Origin of the sequence: Flavobacterium chungangensis (assembly GCF_042654045.1) — a bacterium.
In the GTDB taxonomy this organism is placed as follows: domain Bacteria; phylum Bacteroidota; class Bacteroidia; order Flavobacteriales; family Flavobacteriaceae; genus Flavobacterium; species Flavobacterium chungangensis.
Window position 1 is genome coordinate 329,632 of record NZ_JBHSFY010000003.1, and the last position, 22,558, is coordinate 352,189.

At 34.2% G+C, this 22,558-nt stretch carries 23 protein-coding genes and 2 tRNA genes; 12 read left to right on the plus strand and 13 right to left on the minus strand.

Features of this window, described 5'->3' with window-relative positions; translation table 11 throughout:
- Nucleotides 1-104 precede the first annotated feature (104 nt).
- From mutS to ACFO3N_RS06560, 4 genes are all read left to right on the plus strand, one after another.
- Complete coding sequence (mutS, locus tag ACFO3N_RS06545) at nt 105-2,711, plus strand: DNA mismatch repair protein MutS (RefSeq protein ID WP_379796212.1); 2,607 nt, start codon at nt 105-107, stop codon at nt 2,709-2,711.
- A gap of 162 nt (nt 2,712-2,873) precedes the next feature.
- A tRNA-Gly gene (locus tag ACFO3N_RS06550) sits at nt 2,874-2,946 on the plus strand.
- 15 nt (nt 2,947-2,961) lie between these two features.
- Nucleotides 2,962-3,047, plus strand: a tRNA-Leu gene (locus ACFO3N_RS06555).
- A gap of 241 nt (nt 3,048-3,288) precedes the next feature.
- Entirely contained in the window at nt 3,289-3,675 is a 387-nt protein-coding gene (locus ACFO3N_RS06560) for a DUF1508 domain-containing protein (protein ID WP_379796214.1), read from the plus strand.
- A gap of 132 nt (nt 3,676-3,807) precedes the next feature.
- On the opposite strand, the gene ACFO3N_RS06565 is transcribed toward ACFO3N_RS06560, so the two are convergent.
- Together ACFO3N_RS06565 and ACFO3N_RS06570 are read right to left on the minus strand one after the other, a co-directional pair.
- Nucleotides 3,808-4,023 carry a PG1828 family lipoprotein gene (locus ACFO3N_RS06565; RefSeq protein ID WP_008467260.1) on the minus strand — a complete coding sequence of 72 codons (216 nt, stop codon included), beginning with the start codon at nt 4,021-4,023 and terminating at the stop codon, nt 3,808-3,810.
- A gap of 317 nt (nt 4,024-4,340) precedes the next feature.
- Complete coding sequence (locus ACFO3N_RS06570; RefSeq protein ID WP_379796216.1) at nt 4,341-5,570, minus strand: 3-deoxy-D-manno-octulosonic acid transferase; 1,230 nt, start codon at nt 5,568-5,570, stop codon at nt 4,341-4,343.
- Nucleotides 5,571-5,706: 136 nt separating this feature from the next.
- Here ACFO3N_RS06570 and ACFO3N_RS06575 point away from each other — a divergent pair, with 136 nt between their 5' ends.
- From ACFO3N_RS06575 to ACFO3N_RS06595, 5 genes are all read left to right on the plus strand, one after another.
- Complete coding sequence (locus ACFO3N_RS06575; protein WP_379796218.1) at nt 5,707-6,840, plus strand: DegT/DnrJ/EryC1/StrS family aminotransferase; 1,134 nt, start codon at nt 5,707-5,709, stop codon at nt 6,838-6,840.
- A gap of 2 nt (nt 6,841-6,842) precedes the next feature.
- Nucleotides 6,843-7,283 carry a nuclear transport factor 2 family protein gene (locus tag ACFO3N_RS06580; RefSeq protein WP_379796220.1) on the plus strand — a complete coding sequence of 147 codons (441 nt, stop codon included), beginning with the start codon at nt 6,843-6,845 and terminating at the stop codon, nt 7,281-7,283.
- A gap of 15 nt (nt 7,284-7,298) precedes the next feature.
- On the plus strand, nt 7,299-8,315 hold the full coding sequence (galE, locus tag ACFO3N_RS06585; RefSeq protein WP_379796222.1) for a UDP-glucose 4-epimerase GalE: 1,017 nt from the start codon (nt 7,299-7,301) through the stop codon (nt 8,313-8,315).
- 81 nt (nt 8,316-8,396) lie between these two features.
- Nucleotides 8,397-9,302 carry a DMT family transporter gene (locus tag ACFO3N_RS06590; protein ID WP_379796224.1) on the plus strand — a complete coding sequence of 302 codons (906 nt, stop codon included), beginning with the start codon at nt 8,397-8,399 and terminating at the stop codon, nt 9,300-9,302.
- A gap of 51 nt (nt 9,303-9,353) precedes the next feature.
- On the plus strand, nt 9,354-9,575 hold the full coding sequence (locus ACFO3N_RS06595) for a hypothetical protein (protein ID WP_379796226.1): 222 nt from the start codon (nt 9,354-9,356) through the stop codon (nt 9,573-9,575).
- Nucleotides 9,576-9,693: 118 nt separating this feature from the next.
- Here the strand turns inward: ACFO3N_RS06595 and fabD are convergent, their stop codons facing one another.
- Nucleotides 9,694-10,566: an ACP S-malonyltransferase gene (gene fabD / locus ACFO3N_RS06600; RefSeq protein ID WP_379796228.1), complete on the minus strand. Its 873-nt coding sequence runs from the start codon at nt 10,564-10,566 to the stop codon at nt 9,694-9,696.
- Between the two features lie 69 nt (nt 10,567-10,635).
- Complete coding sequence (locus ACFO3N_RS06605; RefSeq protein WP_095928529.1) at nt 10,636-10,998, minus strand: DUF983 domain-containing protein; 363 nt, start codon at nt 10,996-10,998, stop codon at nt 10,636-10,638.
- A gap of 177 nt (nt 10,999-11,175) precedes the next feature.
- Here ACFO3N_RS06605 and ACFO3N_RS06610 point away from each other — a divergent pair, with 177 nt between their 5' ends.
- Nucleotides 11,176-12,036 carry a helix-turn-helix domain-containing protein gene (locus tag ACFO3N_RS06610; RefSeq protein ID WP_379796230.1) on the plus strand — a complete coding sequence of 287 codons (861 nt, stop codon included), beginning with the start codon at nt 11,176-11,178 and terminating at the stop codon, nt 12,034-12,036.
- Between the two features lie 163 nt (nt 12,037-12,199).
- On the opposite strand, the gene ACFO3N_RS06615 is transcribed toward ACFO3N_RS06610, so the two are convergent.
- The 6 genes from ACFO3N_RS06615 to ACFO3N_RS06640 form a co-directional block, all read right to left on the minus strand.
- Nucleotides 12,200-12,733 carry a YceI family protein gene (locus tag ACFO3N_RS06615; protein ID WP_379796232.1) on the minus strand — a complete coding sequence of 178 codons (534 nt, stop codon included), beginning with the start codon at nt 12,731-12,733 and terminating at the stop codon, nt 12,200-12,202.
- Nucleotides 12,734-13,019: 286 nt separating this feature from the next.
- On the minus strand, nt 13,020-13,250 hold the full coding sequence (locus tag ACFO3N_RS06620) for a (4Fe-4S)-binding protein (RefSeq protein ID WP_250834058.1): 231 nt from the start codon (nt 13,248-13,250) through the stop codon (nt 13,020-13,022).
- Nucleotides 13,251-13,416: 166 nt separating this feature from the next.
- Nucleotides 13,417-14,133, minus strand: coding sequence for a pirin family protein (locus ACFO3N_RS06625; protein WP_379796234.1), 717 nt, complete (start codon nt 14,131-14,133; stop codon nt 13,417-13,419).
- Nucleotides 14,134-14,554: 421 nt separating this feature from the next.
- The gene (locus ACFO3N_RS06630; protein ID WP_379796236.1) at nt 14,555-14,965 is read right to left on the minus strand and encodes a DMP19 family protein; all 411 of its coding nucleotides are present in this window, start codon (nt 14,963-14,965) and stop codon (nt 14,555-14,557) included.
- A gap of 126 nt (nt 14,966-15,091) precedes the next feature.
- Nucleotides 15,092-15,451, minus strand: coding sequence for a hypothetical protein (locus ACFO3N_RS06635; RefSeq protein WP_379796238.1), 360 nt, complete (start codon nt 15,449-15,451; stop codon nt 15,092-15,094).
- A 6-nt stretch (nt 15,452-15,457) separates the two neighbouring features.
- The gene (locus ACFO3N_RS06640) at nt 15,458-16,939 is read right to left on the minus strand and encodes a helix-turn-helix domain-containing protein (RefSeq protein WP_379796240.1); all 1,482 of its coding nucleotides are present in this window, start codon (nt 16,937-16,939) and stop codon (nt 15,458-15,460) included.
- Nucleotides 16,940-17,148: 209 nt separating this feature from the next.
- On the opposite strand from ACFO3N_RS06640, the gene aceB reads away from it, so the two are divergent.
- Together aceB and aceA are read left to right on the plus strand one after the other, a co-directional pair.
- Nucleotides 17,149-18,750, plus strand: coding sequence for a malate synthase A (aceB, locus tag ACFO3N_RS06645; protein WP_379796241.1), 1,602 nt, complete (start codon nt 17,149-17,151; stop codon nt 18,748-18,750).
- Nucleotides 18,751-19,078: 328 nt separating this feature from the next.
- Nucleotides 19,079-20,359: an isocitrate lyase gene (gene aceA, locus ACFO3N_RS06650; protein ID WP_379796243.1), complete on the plus strand. Its 1,281-nt coding sequence runs from the start codon at nt 19,079-19,081 to the stop codon at nt 20,357-20,359.
- Nucleotides 20,360-20,452: 93 nt separating this feature from the next.
- Here the strand turns inward: aceA and ACFO3N_RS06655 are convergent, their stop codons facing one another.
- Genes ACFO3N_RS06655 through purT form a run of 3 tightly spaced genes read right to left on the minus strand, consistent with a single transcriptional unit; the run spans nt 20,453 to nt 22,512 of the window.
- The gene (locus ACFO3N_RS06655) at nt 20,453-21,028 is read right to left on the minus strand and encodes a Crp/Fnr family transcriptional regulator (RefSeq protein ID WP_073407828.1); all 576 of its coding nucleotides are present in this window, start codon (nt 21,026-21,028) and stop codon (nt 20,453-20,455) included.
- Nucleotides 21,028-21,348, minus strand: a complete 321-nt coding sequence (locus tag ACFO3N_RS06660) for a DUF6370 family protein (protein WP_379796245.1) — start codon at nt 21,346-21,348, stop codon at nt 21,028-21,030. The genes ACFO3N_RS06655 and ACFO3N_RS06660 overlap by 1 nt, the downstream gene beginning before the upstream one ends.
- A 3-nt stretch (nt 21,349-21,351) precedes the next feature.
- The gene (gene purT, locus ACFO3N_RS06665; protein WP_379796247.1) at nt 21,352-22,512 is read right to left on the minus strand and encodes a formate-dependent phosphoribosylglycinamide formyltransferase; all 1,161 of its coding nucleotides are present in this window, start codon (nt 22,510-22,512) and stop codon (nt 21,352-21,354) included.
- Nucleotides 22,513-22,558 lie beyond the last annotated feature (46 nt).

Sequence of the window (22,558 nt, forward strand, 5' to 3'; positions counted from 1 at the left end):
CAACCTAAAAAAATCTTAAAATATTTTAATTTTTGAAGCTTTTTATATGCGGCTAAAAAAGCATAAATTCGCTGTCTTAATTTTTCATTTAAAAACATTACAATTTGGCAGCTAAAGAGAAAGTGGTGAAGGAAACACCTTTAATGAAACAGTACAACGAAATCAAGGCTAAATATCCTGATGCATGTCTGCTTTTCAGAGTAGGAGATTTTTATGAAACCTTTGGAGAAGACGCCATTCGAGCTTCTAAGATTTTAGGGATAACATTAACAAAAAGAGGTGCAGGATCTGATACAGAAACGGCGCTTGCTGGTTTTCCGCATCATTCTGTTAATACTTATTTGCCAAAATTGGTTAAAGCTGGACTTCGTGTTGCGATCTGTGATCAGCTGGAAGATCCAAAAATGACAAAGACCATTGTAAAAAGAGGGGTAACAGAATTGGTGACTCCTGGAGTTTCTTTGAACGATGAGGTTTTGCAGTCAAAATCAAATAACTTTTTAGCATCTGTTTATTTTGCTAATAAAAATATCGGAATTTCATTTTTAGATGTTTCAACTGGAGAGTTTTTAACGGCTCAAGGAAATGCAGAATATATTGATAAATTGTTGCAGAACTTTAACCCAAGTGAGGTTTTGGTTGCAAAGAATAATAAGAATGATTTTAAAACTGCTTTTGGAGAAGATTTTCATAGTTTCTACCTAGAAGATTGGATTTACAAAGAAGATTACGCTTTAGAAACTTTAACAAAGCACTTCCAGACGAATTCGTTAAAAGGATTTGGTGTTGAAGAATTAAAAGAAGGAATTATTGCGTCTGGAGCAATTTTATATTATTTATCCGAGACGCAACATAATCGTGTGCAACATATTACGGCTATTCAGCGTATTGCAGAAGATGCTTACGTGTGGATGGATCGTTTTACTATTCGAAATTTAGAATTGTATCATAGTTATAATCCAAATGCAGTTACGCTTTTGGACGTTATCGATAAAACCCTTTCTCCAATGGGAGGTCGTTTATTGAAACGTTGGTTGGCATTGCCTTTAAAAGATGCTAATAAAATAAAAGGGAGACATGAAGTAGTAGCGTATTTTAAGTCAAATCCTGAAATTCTGCATAATATCCAATATCAGATTAAGCAGATCTCAGATTTAGAGCGTTTGATTTCTAAAATTGCTGCAGGAAAAGTTTCGCCAAGAGAAATTGTGTATTTAAAGGAATCTTTAGATGCCATTATTCCGATTAAAACTCTTGCGCTGGAAAGTCCGCAAGAAGCGGTGAAAGTTATCGGAGATAGTTTGCATGCTTGTGATTTGCTTCGCGAAAAAATTAAAACAACTTTAAATCAAGATGCGCCAGTTGCAATCTCAAAAGGAAATGCGATCGCAGCAGGAATAAATGAAGAATTGGATGAACTGCGTGCGATTTCAACTTCAGGAAAAGAATTTTTAGAAGGAATTGAAAAAAGAGAATCGGAAAGAACAGGAATTTCTTCATTGAAAATTTCTTTTAATAATGTTTTCGGATATTATATTGAAGTTAGAAATACGCATAAAGATAAAGTTCCAGAAGAATGGATTCGTAAACAGACTTTGGTAAATGCAGAGCGTTATATTACGGAAGAATTAAAAGAATACGAAACCAAAATTTTAGGAGCAGAAGAAAAGATCTATAAAATAGAAAGCGAGCTTTTTGAACAATTGGTAGCTTGGATTTCGACTTACATCAAACCAGTTCAAATGAACGCGTATTTGGTTGCGCAATTGGATTGTTTGTGTTCGTTTACGCAAATGGCTGTCGAAAACCAATACGTGCAGCCCGAAATCGATGATACATTCGAATTGGATATCAAAAACGGAAGACACCCTGTAATCGAAAAGCAATTGCCGGTTGGAACGCCTTATATTGCCAATGATGTTTTCTTGGATAGGGAGACACAACAGATTATTATGATTACCGGACCAAACATGTCGGGTAAGTCGGCGATTTTAAGACAAACGGCTCTAATTGTGCTTTTGGCTCAAATGGGAAGTTTTGTTCCTGCTGATAGTGTTAGAATGGGAATTGTCGATAAGATTTTTACTAGAGTTGGAGCTTCAGATAATATCTCTATGGGAGAGTCTACTTTTATGGTCGAAATGAACGAAACGGCTTCTATTTTGAATAACCTATCAGATAGAAGTTTAGTGTTGTTAGATGAGATTGGAAGAGGAACAAGTACTTATGACGGAATCTCGATTGCGTGGGCAATTGCTGAATTCTTGCACGAGCATCCAGGAAGAGCAAAAACGCTTTTTGCAACGCATTATCATGAGCTGAATGAAATGACAGAATCGATGCCGAGAATTCAGAATTTTAATGTGGCAGTAAAAGAATTAAAAGACACCGTTCTTTTTGTTAGAAAGCTAGTAAAAGGAGGAAGCGCCCATAGTTTCGGAATTCACGTTGCAAAAATGGCAGGAATGCCTCAGTTAGTTATTTCGAAAGCACAAAAGCTTTTAAAGAAATTAGAAAAGAATCATTCAAGTGACGCTTTAAACGGAATAAAATCTGCTAATGATGAAATGCAGATGAGTTTCTTTAATCTAGATGATCCTTTGTTAGAAGAGATAAAAGAGGAAATTTTGAGTCTCGATATTAATGCAATTACACCAGTAGAAGCATTGATGAAACTGAATGAGATTAAAAGAATGCTAGTTAAAAAATAAAATCAAAAAATTTTCAATTTTAAAGTTTAGGTTATCAGAATGTTATAAAATAAGTGGATTTTTTTTTGAAAAAACGCTTGTGTAATTGAATAAATGTCCTAAATTTGCACTCGCAATACGAAACAAAACAAGTGTTGCAGTTCTTAAATAGAATTTGAAAATGCGAAAATAGCTCAGTTGGTAGAGCGCGACCTTGCCAAGGTCGAGGTCGCGGGTTCGAGCCCCGTTTTTCGCTCAAAAACCATACAATGCTCGGATGGTGAAATTGGTAGACACGCTGGACTTAAAATCCAGTGAACAGCAATGTTCGTGCGGGTTCAAGTCCCGCTCTGAGTACTAAAGCCTCTTCTTTTGAAGAGGCTTTTTTTATTTGCAGACTTGCAGATAATAAATTTACGCAGTAAATTTATTAGAATCTCAGAATCTCAGAATCTCAGAATCTCAGAATCTCAGAATCTCAGAATCTCAGAATCTCAGAATCTCAGAATCTCAGAATCTCAGAATCTCAGAATCTCAGAATCTCAGAATCTCAGAATCTCAGAAAAAAAATCAACAATCTAAAATCTAAAATTTATAAATGGGTGCTTTTGTAATTAGCAAGCGGTTTAATGATGAATATAAGTTTACGTTTACTTCTCGGAGAGGGAAAGTAATTTTTACGAGTTTGAGTTATGAGTTGAGGTTTGAGTGTGAAGAGGATATTGAAAGGTTTAAAGCGAATATCGATCTTGCGAAGTTTTTGAAGTTTAAAGGCTCTGGTGGGAAATATTTTTTCAAATTGATGCTTGGTGATGTTCATTTTGCTACAAGCCGAAAATATAGCACAGAATTGCTTTTGCAGAAAGGGGTGAAAGAAATTGTTACTTATTCTTCTGGGTCGGAGATTTTGGATTTTTCTTCGAGTGAATCAATTTTTGGTGACGAAGAATCTGAAGATGAAGAAGTGGAGGAGGCAGCTGAGTAAAAAAAAAGCGTTCGCAATTGCGGACGCTTTTTTTTTTTTTTTTTTTTTTTGTGGAATTTGCGAAAAAAAAGTTAATCGCAAAAAAAACCATCTATAAAGATGGTTTTAAAATCGTTAGAACTTAGGTTCTAATTATTTTTTTACTTCTTCTACTTTAGCAGCAGCAGAATCAACTTTAGCAGCAGCAGAATCAACAGTTGCAGCAGCAGAATCAACAACAGCAGCAGCTGAATCAACAGCAACAGCAGTAGAATCTACAGCAGGAGCTTCAGCAGCAGCGTCAGCTTTTTTACAAGATACAACAGTTAAAACAGCAACAACAGCTAAACTTAAAAATACTTTTTTCATCTTACTTTATTATAAAAGGTTAATTATTAATTCGTGGCAAAGATATAAATTTTTTAATATGTAAAATATTTTTTCACTTTTTTTTTAAAATATTTTCCTTACTCACGTTTATCTTATTTATCAAAGAATATGCCAAAATTATAAATTTTTCTTAAATTATCTAATTTCTAGTCTAAATAATTTTTTATTAAATAAACTTCATGAAAATCAGTTATTTAGTTTCTTTGATTAAGGATTTATTTTGTTTTTTAAGAGTATTCGAGCAGAATTGTTTTTGCTTTTTTCTTCAAATTTAACATCTTTATCAAATCAAAAGGTTACGAGATGAGTTTCATAATCGTTTCAGTGGCTCCTTTATTGTCTTGAATAAACGATTTGCAAATTTTGCTTTTTTCTTCTAGAAAGTTTTTATCATTCAATAATTGGTTAAAAATTGCTTTGAGTTTTTCGCTAGTTGATATGGGTATGCAGCCACCGATTTTCACTAAATCAACTGCTTCTGCAAATTTTGAATAATTAGGGCCAATTACAATTGGAATTCCAAAAGTAGCAGGTTCTAATATATTGTGTATTCCTGGATTTCCAAATCCGCCGCCTACATAAGCAATGGTGCCATAACTATAAATCTTAGTAAGAATTCCGATAGTATCTATTATAAAAACACTGTAATCAGATAAATCTTTGTTTTCTTTTTCTGAAAATAGAATCGTTGGTTTCGTGATTTTTGACAGAAGATCTGAAATTTGATCTGGTTTAATATTGTGCGGAGCAATAATAAATTTCACATTTTCAGGAGCTTGATTGATGTATTCGGTAATTAATATCTCGTCTTTTGGCCAAGAGCTTCCAACAACAATTGTTGATTGGTTATTTTTAAAATTTTCAATAAAATCCAATCGATTGTCTCTTTCTAAAATAGCATTTACACGATCAAAACGAGTGTCGCCAGAAACAATTACGTTATGAAATCCAACTGACTCAATTTTTTCTTTTGAGCTTTCATTTTGAACAAAAAAATAAGTAAAAGTATTTAACGCTTTTCTGTAAAAACCGCCATACCATTTAAAAAACATCTGATTATCTCTGAAAATTCCCGAAATAAGGTAAGTTGGTGTTTTGCTTTTTTCTAACTCCTTTAAATAGTTTAGCCAGAACTCGTATTTGATAAAAAAAACAAATTCGGGATGAACGAGCTTCAAAAATCTTTTCGCATTCTTTTTAGTGTCAAGAGGTAAATAAATTGTCAGATCGGCAACTGTGTTATTTTTACGCACTTCGTATCCAGATGGTGAAAAAAAGGTTACAATAATTTTATAAGATGGATATTTTTCTTTGATTTTTTCTATAACAGGAAGTCCTTGTTCGTATTCGCCAAGTGAGGCCGAATGAAACCAGATTGTTTTGTCGTCTGCTTTAATTTTTTCTTCTAATACTGAAAATACATTTTTTCGGCCTTCAACAAAAAGCTTAATTTTCGGACTAAATAGTGCTATGATTTTTAAGAAAAATCCTGTGATGTAAATGGTTAGATTGTATAAAAAAAGCATGTAATTTTTTTTGCAGCTAAATTACATTTCTTTCGACTATTTTCATTGGTTTGAAGCTATTAATAACTATTTTTGTTCCTCCTTTTAGAGATTTCTGTCTGAAAACGGTGTCTTTAATTTTTTAAATAGATTCAAAATGAAAAAAATACAAATGGTTGACTTAAAGAGTCAATACGAAAAAATAAAATCAACTGTAGATGCTTCAATTCAAGAAGTTTTAGATACAAATACTTATATCAACGGACCTTTAGTGCATCAGTTTCAAAAGAATCTTGAAGATTATTTAGGAGCAAAACATGTTATTCCTTGTGCTAATGGTACAGATGCATTGCAGATTGCAATGATGGGACTTGGTCTTCAGCCTGGAGACGAAGTTATTACTGCCGATTTTACTTTTGCTGCTACTGTTGAGGTGATTGCTTTATTGCAATTAACTCCAGTTTTAGTAGATGTTGATTTGCATAATATGAACATCGATATTGATGCGGTGAAAAAAGCAATTACGCCAAAAACAAAAGCAATTGTTCCTGTGCATTTATTTGGACGCGCTGCAAATATGGATGCGATTATGGAAATTGCCGCTCAATACAATTTATATGTAATCGAAGATAATGCTCAGGCAATTGGTGCAGATTATATTTCTAAATCTGGATCAAAAGTTAAAGTAGGAACAATTGGTCACGTGGCAGCAACTTCATTCTTCCCGTCTAAAAACTTAGGATGTTATGGAGACGGAGGAGCGATTTTTACAAATGATGATAAATTGGCTCACATTATCCGCGGAATCGTAAACCACGGAATGTATGAGCGTTACCACCACGACGTTGTGGGAGTGAATTCTCGTTTGGATAGTATTCAAGCAGGAGTTTTAAATGCTAAATTACCGTTGTTAGATGAATATAATGCAGCGCGTCGTTTGGCGGCTACTAAATACAATGCGGCTTTCGCTGGAAATGCACATATCATAACTCCTGATTTTGATGCAAACGAAAATGACCACGTTTTTCATCAATATGTATTAAGAATTTTAAACGCAGACAGAAATGCTTTAATGCAACATTTATTAGATAAAGGAATTCCATGTGCAATTTATTATCCAATTCCATTGCATTCTCAAAAAGCATATTTAGATCCTCGCTATAAAGAAGAGCAATTTCCGGTTACAAACCAATTAGTACAGGAAGTAATTGCTTTGCCAATGCACACAGAACTTGACGACGAACAAATTAAATTTATTACCGATTCTGTTTTAGAATTTTTGAATAAATAAAGATGAGAAAAGGTAGTCTTTTAATTTTAATGATTCTTATTCAGTTTTCGGTTTTGGCTCAAAAAACGAATTCTAAAGAAGAGAATGCTGTCAGCAGTCAAGTTGAAATTTTGCGTCAGGCAATGATTGATGCTGATGGAGCGAAATTGAAAGCGCTAACTTCGGACAAATTAAATTATGTCCACTCAAATGGTAATTTTCAAAACCAAGCTGAATTTATAGAAGGAATAGTAAGTGGAAAATCTGATTTTGTTTCGATCGATTTTCAGAATCAAACTATAACTATTCAGAACGATGTTGCCATAGTTCGACATGTTTTATCGGCTCATACCAAAGACGATGGAATAGATCGAGACATTAAAATAGGAATAATGCTCGTATGGCAGAAACAAAAAAGCAAATGGACTTTAATTGCTAGACAAGCTTATAAATTAACTACATAAAACAACCACAAAAAAATGAAAGTATTAGTAACAGGAGGATTAGGATTTATCGGTTCTCACACTGTAGTCGAATTACAAAATGAAGGCTTCGAGGTAGTGATCATTGATAATCTTTCTAATTCTTCAGAAGATGTTTTAAAAGGAATTACTGCGATTACAGGAAAAACGCCTTTATTCGAAAAAATTGATTTAAGAGAGAAAAGTGCCGTTCGGGATTTTTTTAAAAAACATAATGATGTTACTGGTGTAATTCATTTTGCTGCTTCAAAAGCTGTTGGTGAAAGTGTTGAACAGCCTTTGCTGTATTATGAAAACAACATTAGCAGTTTAGTTTATCTTTTACAAGAATTACAGCAAAAACCAGAAGCAAGTTTCATTTTCAGCTCTTCTTGTACGGTTTACGGTCAAGCCGAAAAGATGCCAATTACAGAAGATGCACCAGTTCAGGCAGCAATGTCTCCTTATGGAAATACAAAACAGATTGGCGAAGAAATCATTACAGATACAGCTAAAGTTACTAATATCAGTGCTATTTTATTGCGTTACTTTAATCCAGTTGGAGCGCACGAATCAGTAGAAATTGGAGAATTGCCTTTGGGAGTTCCTCAAAATTTAGTGCCTTTTATTACACAAACGGGAGTAGGATTGCGCCAGGAATTATCTGTTTTTGGTAATGATTACCCAACTCCAGACGGAACTGCAGTTCGCGATTATATTCACGTTGTCGATTTAGCAAAAGCACACGTAATTGCTTTACAGCGCTTGTTAAATAAAAAGAATTTAGCAAAAGTGGAAACGTTCAATTTAGGAACTGGAAAAGGAAGTTCCGTTTTGGAGGTCATTCATAGTTTTGAAAAAGTCAGCGATATAAAATTGCCTTATAAGATGATGCCTCGTCGTGAAGGTGATATTACTGAAGCTTACGCGAATACTGATAAGGCAAATAATGTCTTAGGATGGAAGGCTGAACTAAGTTTAGACGAAGCTATGGCAAGTGCTTGGGAATGGGAACAAAAAGTGAGGAATAAATAGTTTTTTAAATAAAATTATAAATTTTTAAAATCCCAAATTATAGCAGTATAGTTTGGGATTTTTTTTAGCGTATTAATTATCATGAAACAAAGTTTAGATTATAAATTAATATTTGCCTTAGCGGCTGTTGGAATTATTTGGGGAACTACCTTTTTAGGAATTCGTGTTGCGGTTGAGACTATTCCGCCTTGGTTTGTAACTTCAATTCGTCAGGGATTGGCGGGAATAATCATGATGATTATTTTATTGTTTAAAAAAGAATTGAAATGGATTGGATGGGAAAATTTAAAACACCAGCTTGTTCCTTCTATTTTGATGATTGTAATTGCAAATGGTTTTACAACCGTTGCGGAGCAGACAGTGCCAAGCGGACTGGCTTCGGTAATCAGTGCTATGGCTCCTATACTTATTTTTCTGGGCAGTATTTTATTTAAATTACAAAAACCAAGTTTAAGAGGGTTTATTGGGGTCATAATAGGGTTTTCGGGAGTGGTTTTTATATTTAAAGACGGACTAGGATCTTTTTTAGATGCCGATTATAGAATTGGAATGATGTTTATGGGATTTGCGATTACTGCCTGGGCGGGCGGAACAATTTATACCAAACTTCATGGAAATAAATCTAAAAATATAGTTCTTAATTTATTTTACCAGTTTACAATGGCTTCGTGCATTCAGATTGTTTTGGCATTTATTTTTTCGCCCACTATCGATGTGAATTTATGGAGTACTAAAAGTATTTTTGCGGCATTATATTTGTCGATTTTCGGATCTGTAATTGCTTTTTTTAGCTATAATTATGCTCTGAAACATGTTACTCCGGTTCAGGTTTCTATTTTAGCCTATATCAACACTATAATTGCGGTATTTTTTGGCTGGCTTATTTTGGATGAAAAAATTACCATTGATTTTATAATTGCAACTATCCTGATCATTTTGGGAGTTTTTATTATTAATTACAAAAAGAAAGAAAAGAAAGTTTTGTAAAATTTGATTCATTTTATTTTGTAAATTTGTAAGAATTAAAATGTAGGAATAATGGGGTTTGAAAAAGAAAAGATTAGAAATGATTTTGATTTTGATGCGGAATTTGCAAAAGGATTAACTGTAGAGGAAGCAAAAGCAGAATCAATTAGGAGAATTAGAGAATGGTGGGTAGATGACTTTGAGGCTGAATTTGAGAAAGGATTAACTCCGGAAGAATTTAAAACGGAAATGTCGAAAAGAATAAAAGCTTATCCTTGGAAGGATAAATCTTAAAAATAAAATAATAAAGCAAAAATCCTCATAAACAATCTGTTCATGAGGATTTTTTATAAGTATAGTTTTTAACTGATCACTAAAAACTGAACACTGAATACTGAATACTGAACACTACTTAAGCATTCGCAACAGCAACTTCTTTATCAATTTTATTAATCAAACCGGTTAATACTTTTCCAGGACCAACTTCAGTAAACAAAGTAGCGCCATCAGCGATCATTTGTTGTACAGACTGAGTCCATTTTACAGGAGCAGTTAACTGAATGATTAAGTTCTTTTTAATTTCGTTAGCATCAGAAACCGCATTGGCAGTTACGTTTTGATACACTGGGCAAATAGGAGCAGAGAAAGTAGTTGCTTCAATTGCGGCAGCCAATTCTTCTCTTGCTGGTTCCATCATTGGAGAGTGAAAAGCACCTCCAACAGGTAAAATCAAAGCACGTTTTGCTCCAGCAGCTTTCATTGCTTCACAAGCTTTTTCAACAGCAGTAGTTTCACCAGAAATAACTAATTGACCAGGGCAGTTGTAATTTGCTGCAACCACAACACCGTCGATAGAAGCACAAACTTCTTCTACAACATTATCCGCTAAACCTAAAACAGCTGCCATTGTTGATGGAGTGATTTCGCAAGCTTTTTGCATAGCCAAAGCGCGCTGAGAAACTAATTTAAGACCATCTTCAAAAGATAAAGTTCCGTTAGCAACCAAAGCTGAAAATTCTCCTAATGAATGTCCCGCAACCATTTCCGGTTTGAAATCTTCTAAAGTTTTAGCTAAAATAACTGAGTGTAAAAATACTGCAGGCTGTGTAACTTTAGTTTCTTTTAGTTCTTCGGCAGTGCCTTCAAACATAATATCTGTAATTCTGAAACCTAGAATTTCATTTGCTTTTTCGAATAATTCTTTGGCTAAAGCCGAATTTTCATAAAGGTCTTTACCCATTCCTGTGAATTGCGCTCCTTGACCCGGAAATACGTATGCTTTCATTTGTCTAATTTGTTTTTTACTTTTTTGATTGAAAATTAGTTTCAATTGAAAGGCAAAAGTACTATTTTTTTAGCTCGTATATCCCTTAAACATATAAATCCATGCTAATCTTGAAAATCTAAGATTAAAAGGAGTCAGTAAAGTAATAACCACAGCAATAATTGGAATGATTCTTAAATCGAAATTTTTCTCAAAGAAAAATTGAGCAATACAATAGGTTGCAATTCCTTGAGCGACTGTTAATCCGTAGTTTACATACATAGCACCAAAGAAATAACCAGGCTCTTTTTGGAACTTATAATTGCAATGGCTGCAGTATTCATTCATTTTTGGAAAACTGAAATTCAGAAAAATATTTTTGTCTGTAAAAACTTTTCCTTTATGACAAACAGGACATTCGTTTTTTAAAATATGAGTTAATGCGCTTGACATGATATTGTTGATTTTTGTTTATACAAAGGTAATTCAGAGCATTATAAAAGTCTTTTTAGTATCTTCGCTTATTATAGCACAATAAAGACATTTTGATTTAAATTTTCAAAAAGCAAATTCCAAATTAAAAAATGGAAAACGGGGATTTTTATAATCAAGAAAATAATAATACCTATTATGAAAAAATATCCCATTTATAGTGTTCAGAATTTTAGCTGTAACGATATTCACCGCGATTTTTATGTCAATACTTTTACGGAGCATTTAAAAAATCACAGTTTTGTCGAAGAACCGCATAGACACGATTCCTATTTAATGGTCTTTTTTACAAAGGGATCGGGATTGCATGAAGTCGATTTTGATCAATTCGAAATCAAAAGAGGAAGTCTTTTTGTGCTTCAACCTGGACAAATGCACCATTGGAATTTATCGGAAGATATTGAAGGTTTCGTTATTATCTTTTCACAGGAATTGTACAATCTGTATTTCGGACAAAAAAAGATCAACGATTACAATTTTTACCATTCCATTCAAAACCGTCCCGAGATGGTTTTTGAAGAAAAGGAAATCCCGAAAATCCTTCCTTATTTTGATTTGTTGATTCAGGAAAATAGTCAAGCTAATAAATATCAATTAGACAAATTATTGAATTTACTAGACTGCATTCACATCGAAGTGGCAAGAAAATATGGCGAAACGTATTCGCATCAAACCCATTCATACAATATCAAAATCAATACGTTTGAATCACTTTTAGAAGAATATTTCAGAACCGAAAAACTACCTTCGTTTTATGCAGAAAAACTAAATATTACGCTGAAGCATTTAAACAGAATCTGCAACGAAATTCTCCAAAAAACAGCCACAGAGGTAATCACAGATCGGGTAATTCTGGAAATAAAAAGAATGCTGATCGACAAACAATTAGCAGTAAGCGAAGTTGCCTTTAAAGTAGGCTACGAGGATTATTCGTATTTCTCCAGATTCTTCAAAAAACAAACCGGAATGTCGCCGACTGAATTTAGAAATATAAAGTAAAAAAGGGCTTCGACTTCGTTCAGCCTGACATATGATATCTTTAGGAATACGATTGTCAGGCTGAGCGAAGTCGAAGCCCCGTTCCTAAAAGCAAAAAAGCCTGCACTCCCGAGAAAAGGTGCAGGCTTCTTAACCAACCAAATTAAAACCTATTTTTAAAGTATTAAGCTTGTTTTACAAATTGTAATTCGATGTTTAATTTTACTTCTTCACCTACCAAAACACCACCTGTTTCAAGAGCTGAGTTCCAGTTTAAACCCCAATCTTTACGATTAATTTTTCCTTCTATGCTTAAACCTACTTTTGTATTTCCCCAAGGATCAGTCATGATTCCGCTAAATTCAACTGGGAATTTTACTGTTTTAGAAACACCTTTAATATCTAAATCTCCAGTTAATTCATATTCACCATCATTGATTTTTTTGAAAGCAGAAGATTTGAAAGTTAATTTCGGGTGATTTTCAGCGTCAAAGAAATCACCGCTTCTTAAATGTCCGTCACGATCCGCGTTTGCAGTGTCTACTGAAGAAATATCAGCAGAAAAACTGAAATCTGCATTATCAAAACTTTCTCCTTCTGTGATTGCAGAAGCATCATAAGTTCCGAATTTTCCTGAAACATTTGTAAACATCATGTGTTTAACTTTAAAACCAATTTCTGAGTGAGTTGGGTCAATTGACCATTTTGTAGTTGCCATAATTTTATTTTTTTAAATAATTAATTTGTTTCATTTTGATAGGACAAAGTTACGGTTACAGTTGTCCTGGAGCACTTAACCTAGATTAAGAAATGAAAAAGGTGATTGTTTTTGCCACAGATTACACAGATTAAAAGGATTAAAAGAAATATTGCCACGAATTTCCACAAATTTCAATTCAATTTATTTCGAGCAATTGCTACGCCTGTTCGCTATCGCTCGAGACGTGACGAAAAAAATCAATTTAATCCTTTTAATCTGTGGCAAAAAAAACTAATGCTTAAGCTTAGTTTTTGCTATTCATATAAAATGTCAGCGCTCCCGAAGGACATTTATTAACAGTAGAAATTATTTTCTCAGTTGTAGATTGCTCTGGAGTAATCCACGGTTTTTCTTTTGGGCGAAAAACATCTGGATTATTTTTGACACAATTGGCAGAATGAATGCATTTTCCAGATTGCCATACAATTGTCACTTCTCCGTTTGTATATTCTTTAGTTAGGTTATTTGGATTCATGGTTTTAAAATTTTAAGGATGAATTTAATTTTAAAGTCAGACCAATTTTCTTATTCATAAAGTTAGTCTTTCTTTTTTGAAATGGAACAAAAAAAGAAACGATAATAATCTGATTTCCAGATTTATTATCGTTTCAAAGTACAGGTATTAATTGTTTTTGTTTGAATTAATAATTCATCGGAATGTCCATTAATAAAAATTCAGCGTCTGTATTTGCTTTAATATTTAAAACATCAGTTTCTGAAATTCCAACCGCATCACGAGAATTTAATTCCTGACCGTTGATGGTTACATTTCCTTTTAAAACGAAAGCATAAACTCCGTTTCCTTCTTTTTTGATTTTATATTCGGCCGTAATTCCAGAATCGAAATTCCCCATATTGAACCATGCGTCTTGGTGAATCCAAACTCCTTCATCATCTGCATTTGGAGATAAAACCTGAGACAATTTATTGTGTCTATCGGCAACATCCAAAGTAATTTGCTGATAACGTGGCGTAACATTTCTTTTGTTTGGAAACAACCAAATCTGCAACAATTTAGTGTGCTGATCTTCATTCGGATTAAACTCACTGTGCTGAATTCCAGTTCCAGCGCTCATTACCTGAATATCACCGTTTTTGATCACTTCCGTATTTCCCATGCTGTCTTTGTGAGCCAAATCACCTTCCAACGGAATTGTAATAATCTCCATATTATCGTGAGGGTGAGTTCCAAATCCCATTCCGGCAGCAATTGTATCATCGTTCAAAACACGAAGCGCTCCAAACTGAATTCTATCAGGATTGTACCAGCTCGCAAAACTAAAGCTATGATAAGCGTTCAACCATCCGTGATTTGCGTTTCCTCTTGTGTCTGCTTTGTGCAATACTATATTTTCCATGATTTTGTCCTTTTGTTATTTTTATAGTACAAAGATACGGTCGATGTAGACGAAAAGCACTTAATGTAGATTAAGAAAAGATTCTGAGGTTCTAAGATGCTAAGTTTCTAAGTTTTTTTCGGGAGCAGAAGTATTGTTTTCAAAAGACGTTCAGTCCCGCTATCCGTTTCAATCTTTTGTGGTGAACCCCACCACAAAAGGATTTCCACTTCTATCGGGGCTAGGTTAGAAATTTTTATTTTCAGAAGAAGTTATTGAGACAAAAACTTAAAGATTTCAGTTTGTCATCCTGAGGAATGAAGGATCACACGCGAAACTCTACAAAGATCAGAAATTACAAAGTTTTCATGCCAAAGTAACCACGCAGTTTTGTCATCTCGACGAAGGAGAGATCTCCACAAGTAGCTCTACAAAGGAAAGATTATTCTTGTAAATTTCCATCAGCATATTTATAAAACTCTAAATCCAAGAGTTCTAATTTTGCATTTATTTCTTCATTGTCTAGTTCTTCTACTTCTTGATTTCGAAGTTTTATAATTAAATCTTCATTAGATAGTTTTTTCGGATTAATTAAATTAATTGCCGATTCAAGAATTTTCGCGGTTTTAAACTTTTTATTTTTCTTCAATGCTTTTAATGTTTTGAAACAATTTTGTCCGCTAGAATTGAAAAAATATTGATTAAATCCTCCATTATTTACTTCCATTTCTAATTCTTCAATATTAGCTGTAGGCTTTGAAATATGGGTTTTCTCTTTCTCTGATGTAGCTTGGCTTAAACAACTTGAAAATGTCATTAGTAATAAGGATAAAATGAAGTTGAATAATTTCATTGTTTTTCGTTGTAGATTTTACTTTGTCGAGCTACTCGCGGAGATCTCTCCTTCGTCGAGATGACAAGATTGTGTTAAAAAACAATCTTTGCGACTTCGCGTCTTTGCGAGATTATTAAAAAACTTTTATTTAATCCTAACCAATTTCCCTTTTCCAACCACTTCATCAAGATAATTCGCAGAAGTACTTTTCTTATCATGCATAAAAAAAGGAATCGTATCTTTTTCGATTTGATCTTTCGAAATGCTGATAATCAAATCAGTATTAATGAAATTGTCTAACAATATGACATTTCCATAAGAAACTTTCCCTTTTGGCAGATACTTGTTGTCAAAAGAAAAAACGCTGTCCTTAAAAGTAATTTTATCTTTTTGAACGTAGGTATTATCGTCTTCAATTAAATAATTGTAACGGCCAGTAAGTCTATCTGTTTTCTGGTTGAAGTTGATAAAAAACAAAGTAATTATTAAAGCAAAATATTTCATAAGATTCTAACTGTATTGATTGATAAACTGCTGTACAACAGTATCCGTATTTTCATGGCGTTTCTCTCTTTCCAAAACAGTCGGTGGAGCGCTTCTTTCCAAACAATCCTTCACGGCACAAGTTTCACAAGTTACACCAACAATTCGTTTCACCAAAGGTTTTCCATCAATGAATTTGAATTTCTTTTTCATTGTTGGATTTATTAAGATTCCAACGGAAATACTTCTGATGTAATTTTCTGCAAAAGGATCTTTTGTAGCCGATGAAAAAACCAAATACTCGTTCCCGCTATTGGCATAACTAGAAATCTGAGCGTCAAAAAAATGAGATTTGTTTTGTTTGATGGCTTCATCAATTGTTTTTATCGAGACCCATCTTCTGCAATAATGCTCATTGGTTTCGTTGGCGTGAGGTTCTTGCTGATGTGTAATGTGTAATTCTTTATTTATCTGGTAAAAATCAGAACCGATTTTATGCGATAATCTTAAGAAAAATAAGTTTTTTAGCTGAAAATCTTTCGGCAATAAATTGGTCAATCGCTGATAGAAAGATTCTGGCGAAACTTCAAAACTTTCAATTAATTGAACAAATTCTTCTGGTTTTGGGTTTTCGTTTTCTAGAAAATTATTGATTTTATCTACAACCAATTTTCTCGGCAATAATAAAGCACCGGCAAAGTAAGAAGCGTAAAAATTATGCAGTACTTGATCAAAATTTTCAAACTTAATCCAGCTGAAAGTCAGCAAACGATCGGATATTTTTAAATAATTATAAGCTATTTCTTTAGCTAAAATAAAAGCTTTCTGCGGAGCATCAAGTTCGGTCGAAAGCAATAAAGTTTTACTTTTCGGAACATAAATCGAACGTAAATCGTCTAACGCTTCCTGATCTGTAAAAGCAATTTCTTTGATGTTGTATTCGTATTCTTCTTTTAAAATCGCTTCTAATTCTTCAATGCTAATTTTAGAATCCAGATTGATTTGAAATGACTTCGAAAACGAAATTACTTTTTCTTCTAAATCTTCAAAATAATTACTGTGCGCTTCCTGATACGAACGTAAAGCGGCCAAAAAGAAGCTTTCACGACTTAAGTTATAATGCTGTGCAATTTCGATAATGGTACTAATAAACGCATTGACTTTGGCTGGAGCATTCGCAATAATATCAATTAAATCTGCCTCCTGAATTCCGAAAAGCTCTAGTGGAATTTCTTTTAAAATTCCTGATTTCAAGATTTCGCCAATGGGAGAGAGGTTATTATCGAGTTTTAAAGACACCATTTGGTCGTAAGTCACGTCCAAATGTTCGCATAAAAGCAAAATTTTATCGGTTTTGGGATATTTTTTTCCCTTTTCAATTTCGTTTAAGTACGATTTTGAAAGATTGGTCAGTTTGGCTAAGCCAAAAAGAGACAAGTTTTTTTGCGTTCGAACTTGTTTCATTTTTAGCCCAAAAATCAGCTTTATATAGTCTTTTTCGATATCCATAATCCAAATGTAAGTAATCTAAAAATAATCGCCAAAAAAATATTTTTAAAATTTAGCGAACGTTCGCTTGTTTTGTAAAAAACTTTTTTATAACATTGTATCGTTGAAACTTGTTAATTATGAATTAGTTATGATTGAGTTGTTTTGATGGATGAAAAGGATTGAATAGAAAATCTGTTTAGTCAAATTAAAAATTAAAATCTGCAGCTATGAAAAACCAATTAGAGATTACTGAAATGGCTATAGAATTCCTAGCCGACAAAAAGCTTGCTTATCCAAAAATCTGGACAGAAGAAGCGACTGCGTTTATTATCGAATTGCACAGAAAATTCGAATCGCAAAGAAAATTATTGCTTTTACAGAGAGAACAGAAACAAGTCACTTTTGATCAGGGAATCATGCCCGTTTTTACTCCTGAAACAAAAAGCATCAGAGAAAGTAATTGGACAGCTGGAGAAATTCCTAAAGATTTACTGGATCGAAGAGTAGAAATTACCGGGCCGGTTGACCGTAAAATGATTATCAATGCTTTGAATTCTGGCGCCAAAACGTTTATGGCCGATTTTGAAGACAGCACTTCACCAACTTGGCAAAACCTTATGGATGGGCAAGTGAATTTAATTGATGCAGTAAAAAAAACAATTACGTTTACAGATTTGGTTAAACAGAAATCGTATCATTTGAATGAAAAAACAGCAACGCTGATTGTTCGCCCAAGAGGTTTGCATTTGCCAGAAAAGCATGTTTTAATTGAAGGAAAAGAAGTTTCGGGTTCTTTGATAGATTTCGGACTGTATGTTTTTCATAATCATAAACGACTTTTGGAAAATAATTCTGGACCCTATTTCTACATTCCGAAATTAGAACATTATCTGGAAGCGCGTTGGTGGAATAATGTAATTGATTTTACCGAGGATTATTTGAAGTTGAAAAGAGGAACGATAAAAGTGACGGTTTTAATTGAAACCATAACAGCAAGTTTTCAGCTGGATGAAATTATTCACGAATTGAAAGAACATATTGTTGGCTTGAATTGCGGACGTTGGGATTATATTTTCTCATACATCAAGAAGTTTAGAAAAAATCCAAAATTCATTGTTCCAGATCGCGATCAGGTAAATATGACTTCGCCTTTTATGAATGCCTATTCGAATTTGGTAATTCAGAGATGTCATAAAAGAGGAATTCATGCGATTGGCGGAATGGCAGCACAGATTCCGATTCGAAACAATGAAGAAGCCAATGCTGTTGCTTTTGCAAAAGTAAAAACCGACAAAGAGCGTGAAGTTCGAAACGGTCATGACGGAACTTGGGTAGCGCATCCAGATTTGGTTGCGGTTGCAAAAGAGATTTTTGATAAAGGAATGCCAACTCCAAATCAGATTCATATAAAAAGAGAACATCGAAAAATTACAGTAGCCGATTTGATTGAACCACCAATCGGAATCATCACTGAAAATGGTGTTCGAAAAAATATCAATGTTGGAGTTTTGTATCTGGCTTCCTGGCTGAACGGACAAGGCGCTGCCGCTTTGCATAATTTGATGGAAGACGCAGCAACGGCCGAAATTTCTAGATCGCAATTGTGGCAATGGCTTCAGAATAAAGTGCTTTTGGATAATGGACGAAAATTAGATTTGGCTTATTATCATGAATTGGCTTTAGATGAATTCAGTAAAATCAAAGAGGAATTAGGCGAAGAAAATCATGAAAAACAACAATTTCCATTGGCTGAAAAAGTATTAGAAAGATTAGTTGTAAATCCAGATTTTGTTGATTTCTTGACGATTCCGTGTTACAAATACTTATAAACTTTTAAAATCTGCTCAATCTGCCAGATCTGCGAGCGAATAAATTTTTTCCCGCAGATTTAGCAGATCAAGCAGATAAAATTTACTCTTAAATTATTTAAACACATAGAAACATAGATTTAGATTTTAAATAAAAGGGAAAAGAAAAAAACTAGTTTTTCACACATAGTCCCGATAGCTATCGGGATGTATTAAAACAAGTGAAACGCCTTTAATCACAAAGAATAACTATGTTTCTATGTGTTGAAAAAAAAAGTACAGTTAAAACTGAACACTTTTAACTGTAAACTGAACACTAAAATACGAACCACTTTAACTAAACTATATTATGAAAACAACAGAAGACAGAATTCAGGAATTGATTAACGATTGGATTACAAACCCGAGATGGAAAGGTGTTGAGCGTCCTTACACCGCAAGCGAAGTAGTAACGCTTCAAGGGTCTTATAAAATTGAGCATTCTATTGCGAAAATGGGTGCAGAGAAATTATGGAGAAAGTTAAAAAGTCAGGATTATGTTGCGGGTTTGGGAGCGTTGACTGGAAATCAGGCGATTCAGGAAGTCGATGCGGGTTTGGAAGCGATTTATTTAAGCGGATGGCAGGTTGCAGCTGATGCAAATCTGGCGGGAGAAATGTATCCTGACCAATCGCTTTATCCAGTAAACAGCGTTCCGATGGTGGTTAAAAAAATAAACAATGCGTTGTTGCGTGCCGATCAGATTCAGATTGTAAATAATATTGAAGATAAAAAAGATTATTTAGTTCCCATTGTGGCTGATGCTGAAGCAGGTTTTGGAGGAAACTTAAATGCTTTCGAATTGATGAAATCTATGATTGAAGCAGGAGCTTCTGGAGTTCATTTTGAAGATCAGCTGAGTTCTGCTAAAAAGTGCGGACATTTGGGCGGAAAAGTTTTGGTTCCAACTCAAGAAGCAATAAATAAATTAATTGCAGCGCGTCTGGCATCAGATGTTATGGGCGTTTCAACTTTAATTGTAGCGAGAACAGATGCTGATGCAGCAAATTTATTGACAAGCGATGCCGATCCTAGAGACAGAAAGTTTTTAACGGGCGAGAAAACGCCTGAAGGTTTCTTTTATGTAAATAACGGAATCGATCAAGGAATTGCAAGAGGTTTGAGTTACGCACCTTACGCCGATTTAATTTGGATGGAAACCAGTAATCCAGATTTAGATTATGCTAGAAAATTTGCAAAAGCAATGAAAAAAGAATTTCCAGATAAAATGCTGGCTTACAATTGTTCACCTTCTTTCAATTGGGCAGCAAAATTATCAGTAGCCGAAATGGAAACATTCAGAGAAGATTTGGCTGCAATGGGATATAGTTTTCAGTTCATTACTTTGGCAGGATTCCATGCTTTAAATACCAGTATGTTTGAATTGTCTAGAGCTTACAAAGAGCGTGGAATGGCAGGATATTCTGAATTGCAGGAAAGAGAATTCGCATTACAGAAAAATGGATTCAGAGCAGTAAAACATCAAGCTTTTGTGGGAACTTCTTATTTTGATGCCGTTCAGAACACAGTAATGTTAGGAAAATCAGCAATAACCGCAATGGAACATTCTACAGAGGTTGAGCAATTTTAATTCTTTTTTTTACCATTAAGATATTTTTATATCCTTAAAAATAAGGAAGATTAAGTCTAGCTTAATGAATCTTAATATCTTAATGGTTTAATTTTACTTTTTCAAAAGTCTTGCTTTCATTTTGCTGAAGAATTCCGGTGTTACACCAATGAAAGAAGCGATTTGTTTTTGAGGAACTTTGTGAACCAATGTTCCGTATTTTTTTGTGAATTTTTCGAAACGTTCTTCCGCAGGTAAACTCAAATTGTCCATTAATCTCTGTTGATTCGCAACTAATGAATTCTCAATTAGAATTCTGAAAAAACGTTCCAGTTTCGGAATTTCAAGATACAATTGTTCTTGATTTTCTTTAGATAAAGAAACAACTTCTGCTTCTTCCAGAACTTCAATAAAAAGCTGGCCTGGTTTCTGTGAAAAAAAGCTGTACATGTCACTCATCCACCAGCCTTCGCAGGCAAACGATAAAACATGTTCAACAATATTGTCGTTGATATTGAAACTTCTTAAAATACCAGAATTTACGAAATACGAATGTTTGCAGACTTCGCCGGCGTTTAATAAAAGCGTTTTGGCTTTGTAAGTGTTCGTTTCTAGTTTAGATAAAAAAAGCGCCTGTTCTTCTGGTGTCAGAGAAACGTGTTTGGCAATGTTTTCGAGAATTAATGCCATTATTTTTTATCGTCGATTAAGGTAAATGAAGTTGCTTTAAATCTGTCTCCTTTGATTTCTCCTGTAACTAAAGCTTTACTGATTGCGTTACAAAAACCTTTTTCGGAGTGTGCATCACCGTGATCGTGAATTGTAGTTCCGTCCACGAAATAGCTTTTTCCGTCAATGCGAACGGCTAAATCACAGCTTTTACCTTTCATTCCGAACTGACATTCTCCGCAAGAAGCTTCAACGATTGTTGGTTTGTCAAATTTCTTTTTGTCTTGCGCCTGTACTGCGATTCCAATAAAAAGGAAAGTCGCTAAAAGTATATTTTTCATTTTCTAAGAGTTTACAGTTATTAATTTTGCCGTTTCTTTGGCACGCTCTATTACTTCGGTAATTGGAGTTGAAAGTGTATCGTGGCTTAAAACCACACCCATTCTTCGGTAAGGTCTTGACGTCGGTTTTCCAAAAATCCTGAAATCGGTTTTGGGTAAAGCGGCTACTTTTTCGATTCCGCTGAAAGTTGGATTGGCTGAATCTTCTGATGCTAAAATTACAGCACTTGCTCCAGCTTTTTCTAAAGTAATTTCAAAAATCGGAAGACTTAAAATCGCTCTCAAATGCAATTCAAATTCGTTAAAATTTTGAGTTCCTGCTAAGGTTACCATTCCGGTATCATGAGGACGCGGAGAAAGTTCGGAGAAATAAACACCTTCATTGGTTAGGAAAAACTCAACACCAAAAAGTCCGGCACCGCCAAGCGCTTCCGTAATTTTTTCAGCCATGTCCTGAGCTTCGTATAAGTCTTTTTCTGAAACTAAAGCAGGCTGCCAGCTTTCTTGATAATCACCTCTTTCTTGTCTATGGCCAATTGGAGCGCAGAATAAAGTTGGATTATTATTTTGAGTAATCGTTAAAAGTGTAATTTCTGAATGGAAATCGACAAATGCTTCTACAATAACTTCGATGACATCGCCTCGTGAACCTGCAACGGCATATTGCCATGCTTTTTCGATATCGCTTTCTGCTTTTATTGTCGATTGTCCTTTTCCTGAGGATGACATTAGGGGTTTTACAACACATGGAATTCCAACTTCTTGAACGGCTTTTTGAAGTTCTTCGGCTGATGTTGCGTATTGATATTTTGCTGTTCGTAATCCCAATTCTTTTGCTGCTAAATCACGAATAGCCTTACGATTCATGGTAAAGTTTGCCGCTTTCGCTGAAGGAACAACAGTAATTCCTTGTTTTTCGTAATCGTAAAAACGCTCGGTGCGAATAGCTTCTATTTCTGGAACAATAAAATCGGGTTGGTGTTTGGCTACGATTCTGTCAAGCGCTTCGCCGTCAAGCATATTGATGACTTCAAAACCGTGTGCAACCTGCATTGCCGGTGCATTTTCGTAACTATCAACTGCAATTATGGTTTGTCCGATTCGTTGTGCGGCAATGACAAATTCTTTGCCTAATTCACCTGAACCTAGGAGTAGTATTTTCATTTTGGAGTAGTGTATTGTTTGAGTAGTAAAAGTAGGGAAAAAGCTT